The organism is Devosia sp. MC1541 (genome assembly GCF_012847305.1).
GTDB lineage: Bacteria > Pseudomonadota > Alphaproteobacteria > Rhizobiales > Devosiaceae > Devosia.
The window spans coordinates 196,854-209,374 of sequence record NZ_JABBDZ010000004.1 but is presented as its reverse complement, the minus strand read 5'-3'; the positions used below and the strand labels follow the sequence as shown (position 1 = coordinate 209,374).

Here is a 12,521-nt window from a genome sequence, read left to right as displayed (position 1 = left end):
GGATACCATGATCCGCCATATCGTTCTTTTTACTGCAAAATCGCCGGACCTCGTTGATGAGGTCGTGGCTGGCCTGTCGATCCTCAAAACCATTCCCCATAGCCTCAAGTTTGAGGTGACGCGGAACACTAAGGTTGATCTCTACGGCAATGAGGTAGACGTGGTGGTTTATGGCGAGTTTGCCGATCAGGCGGCGCTAGATGCCTATAAACAGCATCCGACTTACGCTGAGTCCGTGGCGCGGGTTCGGCCGATACGGGACGTTCGCTTCGCAGCTGATGTGGTTGTTTCAGAATAGTAAAAAGCCCCGCCGAAGCGGGGCTTTTGCTTTAGGTGGCGCTAATTAAGCAGCCTTAACCGCAACGCCAGCCTCTTCGAGGTGCGTCTTCAGTTCGCCGGACTGGAACATCTCGCGCACGATGTCTGCGCCGCCGATGAACTCGCCCTTGATGTAGAGCTGTGGAATGGTTGGCCAGTTGGTGTAGGCCTTGATGCCTTCACGCAGTTCGCCGCTTTCCAGCACGTTGGCCGAGCCGAATTCGAGGCCGAGATAGTTGAGAATCTGGACGACCTGACCCGAGAAACCGCACTGCGGGAAATCGGGTGTACCCTTCATGAACAAGAACACGTCGTTGGACTTGATGCTGTTGTCGATGAAGGCGTTGATATCGGTCATGGGAAAAACCTTTCGAGAAATCCGGGTTCAAGGGCCGGGTCAAGTTGGCTCTTAAATAAGATAGGCGTGGCCATCTGTCGAGGTGGGCGCATCGGTATTTGACGATGGGCGTTAGAGGCGGGCGGCGATCCACGGGTGAGTGGTGAAGCTCTCGAGCCGGTCGTAGATCATGGCTTCCCAACCGGCCTTGCGCGCGCCGTCGACGATTTTCGGCGTATCGTCAAAGAAGAGTGGAGGCTCGCTCTGCGGGCCGATTTTACCGCTGATGAAGTCGAAATAGGCTTTTTCGGGTTTTCGAGCGTTCGTGCGTGCTGAATGGAACATATCGTCGAAGATGTCGCCGAGGCCGGTGTTGGACCAGAGCCAAACCGCGCGGATGTGCTCCTGGTTGGTGGCGATGTAGAAAGGGTTGTCGTTTTTGGCGCGGAAGTCGCGGATGGCGTCAATAAGCGGTTGGTTGAGCACGCTGTCTTTCTTGAGCCAATAGTCCAAGAATTTCATCGTTGAGCCTTTGTAGCCCAGCGAAGGAAGGCGTTTGTCGAGGGCTTCAATGACCGACATTTTGCCGGTCGTTACCTTGGTAACAAAGATGTCGAAGATGAATTCGTCGGTGAAGCGCTTTGGGTCAATGCCCATGTCGGCCTTGAGAGTAACGTCCCAACGGCGTGATTTGTTCGCGTCGTGGTTCATGCCCTCGATAAGCACCCCATCGATATCAAAGACAATGGCTCTGCTCATATCACTCCTGCCCTTCGATTTTGAAAATGCGGCGGATGCCGTTGCCTTCATGCGGGTCGCCGGAATAGCGGGCGATCATATGCAGATGTGTATGGAATACGGTTTGCCCTGCTACTGCACCGACGTTCCAGCCCATGGTGAAACCTTCGGGCGAGGACGGGGCAAGCAGATCGCGGGCGAGGGCAATGGCGTTGGCAAAATCCTGCCATTCCTCTGGAGACAGCTCGAAAGGTGTTTCGCTATGGCGTTTGGGGATGACCATGACGCCATGGGCAAAGCGGGTGTCGGCGTGGCGGAGCATATAAAAATGCTCGGTGGCGGCGACGGGACTATCAAAGAGGAGATTGTTGGCGAGGCAGAAGCGACAGGCCTCAGTCATTCCTCAATCGCCCCGAGTGTCAGCAACACCTGGCGGGGGATTTTGAGGTCGGCGATGACTTCGTCGTGGTCTTCAAAGCCAAGCAGTTCGCGCTGGACGAAATAGCCCCAGACCGCGTCGCGGGCTTCGGCAAGGGCCGCTTTGCGGTCCTCGCCTGTTTCCAATGCGGCAATGGCATTGATAACGCGCTTTTCGGCGGCTCCGAGGGAGTTCGCCTTCTCTGCCATGATCTCATGTTCGATGGTCGCGGTGCCGACCTCTGGTCGGACCATGCGAATGATATCGAGAGACGTGCGCAGATCGCTCAAGGCTTATTCCGGAACGTTGGTCTGGAGCGCGAGAGCGTGAAGGGCACCGCCCATGTCGCCGTTGAGAGCTGCGTAGACGAGCTGGTGCTGGGCCACGCGGGTCTTGCCGCGGAAGGCTTCAGAAATGACGTGAGCGGCGTAGTGATCGCCGTCGCCAGCCAGATCACGGATTTCAATGACGGCATCGGGCAGGGCGGCTTTGATGCGGCGCTCGATTTCAGTGGCGTCCATGGCCATGGGTAGTCTCCCTGCTGGAATAGTGTTTGTGCAAAATGGGCACATGCCAAGATATGGCATGTGCCCATGAGGTCTTCAACCGGGGCGATGCGCCGCGATTAGCTGTTCATGTAGTTCGGGAACCAGCTTTCGTGTGCCGACTTGAGATCAGCCACCTTGACAGCGCGTGCGCCGCCAAGGGCGAGGCTGTCGCCACCAGTGGAGCCGATCCATGGCGCCTGGATGCCCAGAGCCTTGGCTTCGTCCCAAAGCTTGGCAATTTCATCGCCCTGCGGATCGAGATTGAGGGTGACGAGGTAACGGCCCTGATCTTCGCCGAAGAAAGTCTTGGCTGGTGCGTTGCCGTCGACGTCGGTGACAGTCGCGCCGATATTGCCAGCAATGGCCATTTCCGCGAGAGCAACGCCAAGGCCGCCATCGGACAGATCGTGGCAAGCGGTGACGACGCCGAAGCGGATCAGCTTGCGGACGAAGTCGCCGGTCTTGCGTTCAGCGGCAAGGTCAACGTGTGGCGCATCACCATCGCGACGATCGAAGAGATCGCGCAGATAGATCGACTGGCCGAGATGGGTGCCGCGTTCAGCAGGGCCACCGATGAGCAGGATTGGCTGGTTCTCAGCGACAAAACCGATGCGGACCGACTTTTCCCATTCAGGCAGAAGGCCAACGCCACCGATGGTCGGGGTCGGCAGAATGCCGCGACCGTTGGTTTCGTTGTAGAGCGAGACGTTGCCCGAGACGATTGGGAAATCGAGCGCACGGCACGCCGCGCCAATGCCTTCAACCGCCTTGACGAACTGGCCCATGATTTCTGGGCGTTCAGGATTGCCGAAGTTGAGGTTGTCGGTGGCGGCGAGTGGTTCTGCGCCGGTCGCCGTGAGGTTGCGCCAAGCTTCGGCAACAGCCTGCTTGCCACCTTCAAACGGGTTGGCTTCGCAATAGCGCGGATTCACGTCCGAGGTGAAGGCAAGGCCCTTATGCTCTGCGCCGTCTACACGAATGACGCCAGCATCGCCGCCCGGGCGCTGCATGGTATTGCCCTGAATATAGGTGTCATACTGTTCATAGACCCAACGGCGGGACGAGCACTGATGGCCGCCAACGAGCTGGAGGAGCGCGTCAGCAATATCCATCTGCGGCACGTCATCGGCAGCAAGGGCTGCGGGAATGACAGGCTCGGTCCATGGACGATCATATTCTGGAGCTTCGTCGCCGAGGTCCTTGATCGGAAGGTTGGCGACTTCGCGGCCCTGCCAGAGTACGCGGAAGCGCAGATCATCAGTGGTGACGCCAACGGTGGCGAAGTCGAGTTCCCACTTTTCGAAGACCTTGCGGGCTTCTGGCTCTTTTTCTGGGTGGAGAACCATGAGCATGCGCTCCTGGGATTCCGAGAGCATCATCTCATAGGCGGTCATGTGGTTTTCACGCACAGGGACCTTATCGAGATTGAGCTCAATGCCGAGGTCGCCCTTGGCGCCCATTTCGACAGCGGAGCAGGTGAGGCCAGCCGCACCCATGTCCTGAATAGCAATCACGGCACCAGTGGCCATGAGTTCAAGGCAAGCTTCGAGCAGACGCTTTTCGGTGAAGGGGTCGCCGACCTGAACGGTTGGGCGCTTCTCTTCGATGTCATCGCCGAATTCGGCCGACGCCATGGTCGCGCCACCAACGCCGTCGCGACCGGTCTTTGCGCCGAGGTAAACCACGGGCAGACCAACGCCTTCGGCCTTGGAATAGAAGATCTTGTCGGTGTCAGCCAAGCCAGCCGCGAACGCGTTGACGAGGTTGTTGCCATTGTAGCGGGCGTCAAATTCGACTTCGCCGCCAACGGTTGGCACGCCGAAGGCATTGCCATAGCCGCCAACGCCAGCCACCACACCATTGACGAGGTGACGGGTCTTTTCGTGTTCTGGAGCGCCAAAACGCAGAGCGTTCATGGCGGCGACTGGGCGAGCGCCCATGGTGAAGACGTCACGCAGAATGCCGCCAACGCCGGTCGCTGCGCCCTGATAGGGCTCGATGAAGCTTGGGTGGTTGTGGGATTCCATCTTGAAGACGACGGCCTGACCATCGCCAATGTCGACGACGCCAGCGTTTTCGCCCGGGCCCTGAATAACCCGTGGACCAGAGGTCGGCAGGGTGCGGAGCCATTTCTTGGAGCTCTTATAGGAGCAGTGCTCGTTCCACATAGCCGAGAAAATGCCGAGCTCGGTATAGGTCGGCTCGCGGCCGATGAGATCGAGAATCTTCTGGTACTCGTCCGGCTTGAGGCCGTGGGAAGCGACGAGTTCAGCGGTGACAGCGGGGTCTTGTGCGAAGGTCATTGCAAGGGTCCGGCAGCTAGAGTTCAGGCGACCTGAGAGAGGGCAGCAGCAAAGAGCGCGCGCCCATCATCACCGCCATGAGCGGCTTCGATCAGGTTTTCTGGATGAGGCATCAGGCCGAGAACATTCTTGGTGTCATTGAAGACGCCAGCGATGTTGTTGATCGAGCCGTTTGGATTGGTGCCTTCGGCGTAGCGGAACGCCACTTGGCCATTGCCTTCAACGCGATCGAGGGTTTCCGCATCGGCAAAGTAATTGCCGTCGTGGTGGGCAATCGGGCAGCGGATGATCTGGCCTTGGGTATAACCCTTGGTGAAGGCGCTGTCGGTGTTGACGACTTCGAGCTTCACTTCACGGCACGCAAATTTGAGCGAGTTGTTGCGCATCAGCGCGCCGGGCAGGAGGCCGGCTTCGATCAGGATCTGAAAGCCATTGCAGACGCCGAGAACTTTTGTTCCCTTGGCGGCACGTTCGCGGACCTTGTCCATGATCGGCGAGCGGGCTGCGATAGCGCCGCAGCGGAGGTAGTCGCCATAGGAGAAACCGCCGGGAATAACGATCAGGTCAGTTTCTGGAAGATCGGTATCCTGATGCCATACGACATCGGGCTTTACGCCCCCGATCTTAGTGAGCGCCGCGATCATATCGCGGTCGCGGTTAAGGCCTGGAAACACGATGACAGCTGCCTTCATCGGTCAATCCTTTATGCATTGGGGGACGCGAGGTCCTTGTGGTGAGTCTTGGGCAAAAAGGCAAGCCAAAAGGTCAGTTTGAGGCGAATGGATGAAGGGTGGCGGGGCTGTGTGGTGTTTGCGGATCACCCCGCCGAGCATCCCGCTGGTAACGGGGCGGGGAAGGAGCCGTTGAGGGGGGCTTATAGAAGCGGGAAGGCCCCCTCACCCGGCCCAAGAGGGCCGACCTCTCCCCGTGGGGGCGAGGTAAGACAGAGTGGAGGTGTTAGGGGGATTACGTGCCGCCGTGGGCTTCGAGAAGGGCGACCATGTCGGTAAAGCCACGAGCCTTGGCGTGGGCGAGGACGGTTACGCCGTCGTTGTCGGGAATGTTTGGGTCGGCCCCAGCCTCTAGCAGTGTTTTGACGATCTCAACAAAGATTGGGCCGCCATTGGTGAGAACGACAGCTTCCATGAGAGCTGTCCAGCCGAGGCGGTTGACGTGGTCGGGGGCAACGCCAGCGTCGAGTAGAGCGCGCACGGCTTCCGGGTGGCCTTTTTCTGCCGCTGGGATGAGGGCGGTGCCGCCGAAGCGGTTGACGCTTTTAAGGTCAGCGCCATTGGCCAAGGCGAGTTTTAGAATCTCAACGCGGCCTTGGGCGCCCGCAACGAGGTAAGGGCTATCCGCAATATTGTCCTTGGCGTTGACGTCGGCTCCGGCGGCGATGAGCTTTTCGGCAGCTGCGATGTCGTTCTGCCACGTCGCGACGAGGAGGGCTGTTTGGCCCTCGCTATTGCGCTCATTGATGTCGTCGCCGGCAGTTATGGCCGCTGTCAGTTTAGCGATGTCGCCTTGTTCTACCGCTTGCAGCACAGAAGCATGAGCGGAGGTCATCGACATCACCAATACTCCGACAATTGTAAGGTAGCGCATGGAATGTCCCCGATTTGGTCGGGGGACGGTGGGCGCACTTTAGGGCGAATGATGGGCGGAGCAGTGTTTCGCTGTCGCCCATGCATGTCACGCGCCCTTGGCTTAGATCTGCTCGCCCAAATAGCCGACTTCAATGCGCTGGAAGAGGGCACCTTCCTTCATCGTGGTGAGCCACTTTTGGAAATCGGCGACATCAGCAAAACCGGCTCGCTTGGCATCGGCTTCGGTGACATCGTCCGGGCTCATATTGGTGATGGACTTGATCGCGAGGCAGCCGACTTTCGTTTTCAACGTCCCGCCTTCTTTGACGGTCTGGCGGTTCCAGCGGCGGAAGACAACGTCCACTTTGCCAGCTTTGATGTCTTCCAAAAGCGCGAGTTTGAGGAGCATGGCTTAGTCCAATACGGCTTGGGCTGTGATTTCGATCTTGAGGCCCGCAGCGAGCAATTCTTTGACGACCACAGTGGCCCGAACAGGGTAGGGCTGTTCGGTGAAGAACTCGCGATAGACCGCGTTCATGCCAGCAGCGTCGGCGCTATCGGTGAGAAAGATTTGGTTCATGACGATATTGCGCAGGGAGCCCCCTGCGGCCTTAACCGCGATCTCAAGGTTTTGGATGCAGCGCCGGGCTTGGTCTTCGATAGGACCTTGGAGGATTTTACCAGTGGTGGGATCTTCGGCGATGGCGACCAGCCACACATGCTTTCCGGCGCGAACAGCATCATTGATAGGGGCGGAGGACGGGGCGATCCCGGTATCGATGCGTTCGATCATTCTGGCCTCTTAAGAATCAAGGGTGACAGGTTGTTTTCTGACCTGCCTTATGACAAACACTGCCCGACCAGCCAAATGCGGGCGTGGTGGAATCGGTAGACACAAGGGACTTAAAATCCCTCGGCGATAGCTGTGCGGGTTCAAGTCCCGCCGCCCGCACCATATGGCATTCGCGACTAAGTATCCGGCACATACAGCGCCTAAAAATGGGCTTCTAAGGTCCGCGTGTTGCGCGCTCGCCTTGTGCCTAATTTGACTGTGCGCTTAACGGTTTGACCGAAATATGTAGGTCGCCAATTCAATTATTTCTGCTGCAAGTGAAAAAATACTTCGCGAGGGTGCCGTGATTAACCGTAACGGTTTCATTCCTTCGGTTAGATTTACTAAATTCGGTAACTACAAGTGTTTACCGCTTATAAAGGCGTGTCTGCAAATCTGGTGGCTAAAGAGTTTGTGTAAGTTCTTTAAATGAAAAGTGCATTTTGTGCCGTTTTTGCATCGATCGCTCTGGTATCAACTGTAGCTGCGGCAGACTTAGGTGTTGTCAATGTTGCTACCCCGGAAGCGTATATTGAACCTTCAACGTTCAATTGGACTGGGCTTTACGCCGGTGCAAATGTCGGCTTAGGCAGTGGCGACGTCTATTGGATTGGGTCGCATCAGTTCAATTTCAAGGGTGCGTTTGCAGGCGTTCAAGCGGGTTACAACCACGATTTAGGTGGGTTGGTTATTGGCGCTGAAGCGGACATTCAGCTTTCCGGGATCATCAACAAAGATACTTCGCCTGGAAGAACGCCCGCCGTAACTTCGCGAATAGAGAACTTTGGCTCGGCGCGCGCTCGCGTAGGCGTTGCCATTGATCGCGTCATGCCATTTGTCAGCGGTGGTTTTGCTTGGGCTAATGTCAGCTTGGAAGATGTGACCAGAAAAGAAACGGAGTTTTATACTGGCTGGACTGTGGGTGGCGGCGTCGAAGTTGCTCTGACCGACAACATCACCGCTAAGGGTGAGTATTTTTATGCCAAGTTTGGAAGCAAGCAATTTGGCACGGGTTACGATTTCGACCTTGAGTCCCACGTTGCGCGCGTTGGTCTGAACTACAAGTTCTGAGTCTACATCGACACTCTCGATGAGTTTCTAAGGCCGTGGCGTCTGCGGCCTTAATCGCATCTGCCGGCCGAGCAACGGCCGCTTAGCACAACTGGCCACCCCCTTCGTGTGTCGTCCGTCAATTTGTAAGCGAGTGAACCGCGCATTTTGACGTTTAGGCAAGTCTCAGTACACTTTCGACTCTTCTATCAGGGAAGGTTGATGCCGCGAAATTCTGGCACTAGTAGTGAGGTAAATTGCCCACCGAAATGCGTGCATCTGCCTGTCACTGAAGGTGGCGAGCTAGGCGAGTTTCTCCAAAACAAAAAAGGCGCTCCGGAGAGCGCCTTTGATGGTTCAGAGAAACTAATAGAGAAATCAGTCGGTGCCGCCGGAGATCGGGGCGACGTATGCGACGTCGAGGTCCCATGGGAAGAAGATCCAAGTGTCCTGCGACACTTCAGTGATGAAGGTGTCGACCAGTTCGCGGCCCTTAGGCTTGGCGTAAACGGTGGCGAAGTGGGCGCCGGGGAGCATTTCGCGAACGACGCGAGCGGTGTTGCCGGTGTCCACGAGATCGTCAACGATCAGGATCTTACCGCCATTGCGGGCGAGATCGAGGATCGGCTGGGAGATTTCCTTGAGAACCTTGATGCCAGACTGGTTCTGGTGGTCGTAGCTCTTGCAGGCGACGGTTTCGACGGTGCGGATGTTCAATTCACGCGCAACGATGGCGGCTGGAACGAGACCGCCACGGGCAATGGCGACGACGGCGTCGAACGTACCCATGCCGGCGAGGCGCCATGCGAGAGCGCGGCTGTCGCGGTGGAACTGATCCCAGGTGACAGGAAAATTCTTCTGATTATTGGTGCTCAAAGCTGTTCTCCTGGAGGGCGCAGGCCTAGGAACTGAAAAAGAGAGGAACGCTCTTTAGCAAAGCTAGAGCGTTCCGCCAATCATCCAATCTGTGGTGCGGCAATCCCTGCGTTGATATGGGCTTGGGCAACCATGGCCAAGACTTTCTCGGCGGCCTCGTCGAGACGGGCCTCATCGGGGCAGCGCAGCACAAGATCGGTGGTTGCGCGGCCAGTGCCCATTTGCGGGTACGAGCCCATTTTGACATCAGGGTATTCTGCTTGCAGGGCTGCGAAGGGCGCCCCGATGGTGCCTTCGCCGACACCGGCCTTGATGGTGCGCGAAAGGTATTTGCGGCCACCCTTGAGGGTGGGGCCAATGGCTTCGAGCATGGCGCGCATGATGACGGGCACGCCCGCCATGACGTGAACATTGCCGATGCGGAAGCCGGGGGCGGCAGAAACCGAGTTGACGATCAGATCAGCGCCGACCGGAATGCGGGCCATGCGCAGGCGCGCTTCATTTGGCGCGGTGCCGCTTTCCTTCCAACGCGCCTCAAGCATAGCGCGGGCTTGGGCGTTGATCGGGAGGTCTACCCCAAAGGCTGCGGCCACAGCATCGGCTGTGATGTCATCGTGTGTTGGGCCGATGCCGCCGGAGGTGAAGACATAGGTGTAGCGCGCGCGCAGGGCGTTGATGGCGTCAACAATGTGATCCATCTCATCGCTGACCACGCGGACCTCAGTGAGGTCGATCCCCAGATCGGTGCAGAAATCGGCAACAGCGCCGATGTTCACATCTTTGGTGCGACCGGACAAAATCTCATCGCCGATGACAATCATCCCGGCGGTAACGCGCTCATTCTGCTGTGTCATTTGGGACCTTCCTTGCACGCAATTGGATGGGCCAAGCCTGCGCTGTCGTCAAGCTTTACACCGCACAATCAGCCGTGACGCCCTGCGCTCTTTTCATTGGCGTCAGAGCGGCCTATTTTGGGGGCTCAGGAGACCAATATGATTACCTATGTCGACGCTGGCACGAAGGCTCGCCGCCAACCCAATGTGATTCCCCTGCATGGCGCAGAGGGCTTTGAGGGCATGCGTAAGGCTGGCCAGCTGACCGCGCAGGCGCTGGATATTCTCACCCAATATGTTGAGGCAGGCGTTCCGACCTCGACCATTGATCGGGTGGCTTATGAGTTCGCGCGCGATCATGGCGCCGTTCCGGCGACGTTGTTCTACCGCGGGTTCCGGCATTCACTGTGCACATCGATCAACCATGTCGTGTGTCACGGTATTCCCGATGAACGTCCGCTGCGCGAAGGCGATATCGTCAATATTGACCTGACGCTGGTGGTGGACGGGTGGCACGGCGACTCGAGCCGCATGTATCCTGTCGGCGAAATCGGCCGCAAAGCTGAGCGCCTGATTGAAACCACCTATGCCAGCCTTGAGGCCGGTATCGCAGCGGTGAAACCGGGCAATACCACGGGTGATATTGGCGCGGCTATTCAGTCGGTGGCGGAAAGCGAACGCATGAGCGTGGTGCGCGATTTCGTCGGGCATGGGCTGGGACGCGTGTTCCACGATGAGCCAAACATCTTGCACTATGGTACGGCGGGCACGGGCATTCCGCTCAAGGCGGGGATGATTTTCACCATCGAGCCGATGATCAACCTCGGCAAGCCGCATGTGAAGGTTTTGGCTGACGGTTGGACGGCGGTGACGCGGGACCGGACGCTGACGGCGCAAGCCGAGCACTGTATTGGCGTTACCGAAACGGGCTGTGAGGTCTTCACGCTCTCGCCCGGTGGCCTGTTCAATCCTTTGGCGGTGCGACAGGGTAAATGAGCAAACCTCCCAAGCCCGGCGATGGAATAGGTGAAGCGGTTCAGCCGCATTATCTGGGACATCGGGAACGGGCGCGGGAGCGTTTTCGAACAGTCGGCGGGGAAGCACTCGCTGACTATGAGCTTTTAGAGCTCATGCTGCATATGATCATTCCGCAGCGGGACACCAAGCAGCTCGCCAAGGACCTTATCGCGCGCTTTGGTTCATTCTCAGAAGTGCTTTCCGCATCGCCACTGCGCCTCAAGGAGGTGAAAGGGCTGGGAGAGACGTCCATCTCCCATATTAAGGTGATGCAGGCTGTTGCCCAGCGCTATGGGCGTGACCAGATTGTTCGGGATCAGCCAATTCTCTCGTCGTGGACGCAGCTGCTCGATTATTTCAAAGGTCAAATGGCCTATGAGGATATCGAACAGTTCCGCATTCTGTTCCTTGATAAGAAGAACAAGCTTATCGCCGACGAAGTGCAGCAGACGGGGACGGTGGATCACACGCCCGTCTATCCGCGTGAGGTGATACGGCGATCGCTGGAGCTGTCAGCGACCGCGATCATATTGGTTCATAACCATCCATCGGGCGATCCGACGCCGTCGGCGGCGGATATACGCATGACCAAAGAAATCAACGATGTGGCGCGCCCTTTGGGCATAGTTCTGCATGACCACATCATCATCGGCCGCAAAGGCCATGTTTCGCTGCGATCACAAAATCTCTTCTAGGCTTTAGCCGAAGGTTGCCAGTACCGGGAAGGTTTCGAGGAACCAGAACGAGATGCGGGTGAAATTGCCGGTGATGAACAAGAGCCCGGTGATGATGAGGATCACGCCCATGATCTTCTCGACCACGCCCAGATGTTTTTTGAAATTCTGGAAGAAGGTCAGGAAGGGGCCGATCGCGATGCCCGCTAGGAAGAATGGGATGCCGAGGCCAAGCGAATAGAGACCGAGGAGCATTGCGCCTTCTGTGGCACTATCGCGGCTTGCTGCAACGGACAAAATGGCCGCCAGGACGGGGCCGATACAGGGCGTCCAGCCAATAGCGAAGGCAAGGCCGAGGAGGAAGCCGCCGAGCGGGCCTGACGCCATGCCGGGGCCATGGTGGCGGACCTGACGATCCAAAAGACCGATGCGGAACACACCGAGGAAGTGCAGGCCCATTGCGATGATCACCACACCAGCGACGGGCGTGAGGATCGGCAGGATTTGGCGGAAGGCTTGGCCAAATGCGGTCGCCGTGGCGCCGAGCGCAACGAAGATGAGCGAAAAGCCGAGAATGAAGAAGAGCGAAGTGATCGCGACGCGCAGTGTCAGCTTGCCGGGGGCATTGGCTTCAGCTCTGAGCTGATCATAGCTCGCGCCACTCATATAGGTCAGATAGGGCGGAACCAGCGGCAGTACGCAGGGGCTCAAAAAGCTCAATACCCCGGCGCCAATGACCAAAGTGAGGGAAAATTCCAAATCACTCTCCTTGCGTTGCTTCTCTGTAGCGCAGTTGAGCCAGAAGGCAATGAGCCTACATGCCGCAATGACGAAGGTTTGAGCATTGACGGTGCTCAAAAATAAGTTCTAGGCCCGAACCTGTAAAATCCCTCGTATTTTTTTACGAGTTACGCAGCTACACGGTGTCAAAATTCATAAAACGCAAATCCTTAGGGGGCATCCTTATGCCCTCCAAGGCATTTCGTCAGGG

The 12,521-nt window shown here is 57.5% G+C and carries 17 protein-coding genes and 1 tRNA gene; 5 read left to right on the top strand and 13 right to left on the bottom strand.

Going from position 1 to position 12,521, the window contains the following annotated elements; genetic code table 11:
• Positions 1-7: 7 nt before the first annotated feature.
• Positions 8-298 (top strand): Dabb family protein, encoded by a 291-nt coding sequence (locus tag HKD40_RS07235; RefSeq protein WP_169195062.1) that lies wholly within the window; start codon positions 8-10, stop codon positions 296-298.
• 45 nt (positions 299-343) lie between these two features.
• Here HKD40_RS07235 and grxD read toward each other — a convergent pair whose 3' ends face one another.
• The 10 genes from grxD to HKD40_RS07185 all read right to left on the bottom strand — a co-directional run bounded on the left by grxD (position 344) and on the right by HKD40_RS07185 (position 7,041).
• Positions 344-676, bottom strand: coding sequence for a Grx4 family monothiol glutaredoxin (gene grxD, locus HKD40_RS07230; RefSeq protein WP_169195061.1), 333 nt, complete (start codon positions 674-676; stop codon positions 344-346).
• Positions 677-787: 111 nt separating this feature from the next.
• Complete coding sequence (locus tag HKD40_RS07225) at positions 788-1,414, bottom strand: HAD family hydrolase (protein WP_169195060.1); 627 nt, start codon at positions 1,412-1,414, stop codon at positions 788-790.
• A gap of 1 nt (position 1,415) precedes the next feature.
• Positions 1,416-1,793, bottom strand: coding sequence for an HIT family protein (locus HKD40_RS07220; RefSeq protein ID WP_169195059.1), 378 nt, complete (start codon positions 1,791-1,793; stop codon positions 1,416-1,418).
• Positions 1,790-2,101 carry a DUF6665 family protein gene (locus HKD40_RS07215; protein WP_248305948.1) on the bottom strand — a complete coding sequence of 104 codons (312 nt, stop codon included), beginning with the start codon at positions 2,099-2,101 and terminating at the stop codon, positions 1,790-1,792. The genes HKD40_RS07220 and HKD40_RS07215 overlap by 4 nt, the downstream gene beginning before the upstream one ends.
• Before the next feature lie 3 nt (positions 2,102-2,104).
• Positions 2,105-2,338 carry a BolA family transcriptional regulator gene (locus HKD40_RS07210; protein WP_169195058.1) on the bottom strand — a complete coding sequence of 78 codons (234 nt, stop codon included), beginning with the start codon at positions 2,336-2,338 and terminating at the stop codon, positions 2,105-2,107.
• Positions 2,339-2,436: 98 nt separating this feature from the next.
• Positions 2,437-4,662: a phosphoribosylformylglycinamidine synthase subunit PurL gene (purL, locus tag HKD40_RS07205; protein WP_169195057.1), complete on the bottom strand. Its 2,226-nt coding sequence runs from the start codon at positions 4,660-4,662 to the stop codon at positions 2,437-2,439.
• 23 nt (positions 4,663-4,685) lie between these two features.
• Entirely contained in the window at positions 4,686-5,354 is a 669-nt protein-coding gene (gene purQ, locus HKD40_RS07200; protein ID WP_169195056.1) for a phosphoribosylformylglycinamidine synthase subunit PurQ, read from the bottom strand.
• A gap of 274 nt (positions 5,355-5,628) precedes the next feature.
• Complete coding sequence (locus HKD40_RS07195) at positions 5,629-6,228, bottom strand: ankyrin repeat domain-containing protein (RefSeq protein WP_169195085.1); 600 nt, start codon at positions 6,226-6,228, stop codon at positions 5,629-5,631.
• Between the two features lie 141 nt (positions 6,229-6,369).
• Entirely contained in the window at positions 6,370-6,657 is a 288-nt protein-coding gene (locus HKD40_RS07190; protein WP_169195055.1) for a hypothetical protein, read from the bottom strand.
• A 3-nt stretch (positions 6,658-6,660) separates the two neighbouring features.
• Positions 6,661-7,041 carry a RidA family protein gene (locus HKD40_RS07185; RefSeq protein WP_169195054.1) on the bottom strand — a complete coding sequence of 127 codons (381 nt, stop codon included), beginning with the start codon at positions 7,039-7,041 and terminating at the stop codon, positions 6,661-6,663.
• A 77-nt stretch (positions 7,042-7,118) separates the two neighbouring features.
• Between HKD40_RS07185 and HKD40_RS07180 the strand changes: the two genes are divergently transcribed.
• Together HKD40_RS07180 and HKD40_RS07175 are read left to right on the top strand one after the other, a co-directional pair.
• A tRNA-Leu gene (locus HKD40_RS07180) sits at positions 7,119-7,203 on the top strand.
• 306 nt (positions 7,204-7,509) lie between these two features.
• Positions 7,510-8,151 carry an outer membrane protein gene (locus HKD40_RS07175; protein WP_169195053.1) on the top strand — a complete coding sequence of 214 codons (642 nt, stop codon included), beginning with the start codon at positions 7,510-7,512 and terminating at the stop codon, positions 8,149-8,151.
• Positions 8,152-8,508: 357 nt separating this feature from the next.
• Here HKD40_RS07175 and gpt read toward each other — a convergent pair whose 3' ends face one another.
• Both gpt and HKD40_RS07165 read right to left on the bottom strand, forming a co-directional pair.
• Positions 8,509-9,006, bottom strand: coding sequence for a xanthine phosphoribosyltransferase (gpt, locus tag HKD40_RS07170; RefSeq protein WP_169195052.1), 498 nt, complete (start codon positions 9,004-9,006; stop codon positions 8,509-8,511).
• Positions 9,007-9,086: 80 nt separating this feature from the next.
• Positions 9,087-9,860 carry a competence/damage-inducible protein A gene (locus HKD40_RS07165; RefSeq protein ID WP_169195051.1) on the bottom strand — a complete coding sequence of 258 codons (774 nt, stop codon included), beginning with the start codon at positions 9,858-9,860 and terminating at the stop codon, positions 9,087-9,089.
• Between the two features lie 138 nt (positions 9,861-9,998).
• Here HKD40_RS07165 and map point away from each other — a divergent pair, with 138 nt between their 5' ends.
• Complete coding sequence (gene map / locus HKD40_RS07160) at positions 9,999-10,835, top strand: type I methionyl aminopeptidase (protein ID WP_169195050.1); 837 nt, start codon at positions 9,999-10,001, stop codon at positions 10,833-10,835.
• Positions 10,832-11,551 carry a DNA repair protein RadC gene (gene radC / locus HKD40_RS07155; RefSeq protein WP_169195049.1) on the top strand — a complete coding sequence of 240 codons (720 nt, stop codon included), beginning with the start codon at positions 10,832-10,834 and terminating at the stop codon, positions 11,549-11,551. Before map ends, radC begins: the two co-directional genes overlap by 4 nt.
• A gap of 3 nt (positions 11,552-11,554) precedes the next feature.
• On the opposite strand, the gene HKD40_RS07150 is transcribed toward radC, so the two are convergent.
• A complete protein-coding gene (locus tag HKD40_RS07150; protein ID WP_169195048.1) occupies positions 11,555-12,289 on the bottom strand; it encodes a cytochrome c biogenesis protein CcdA in 735 nt (244 codons plus the stop codon).
• Positions 12,290-12,521: the final 232 nt, after the last annotated feature.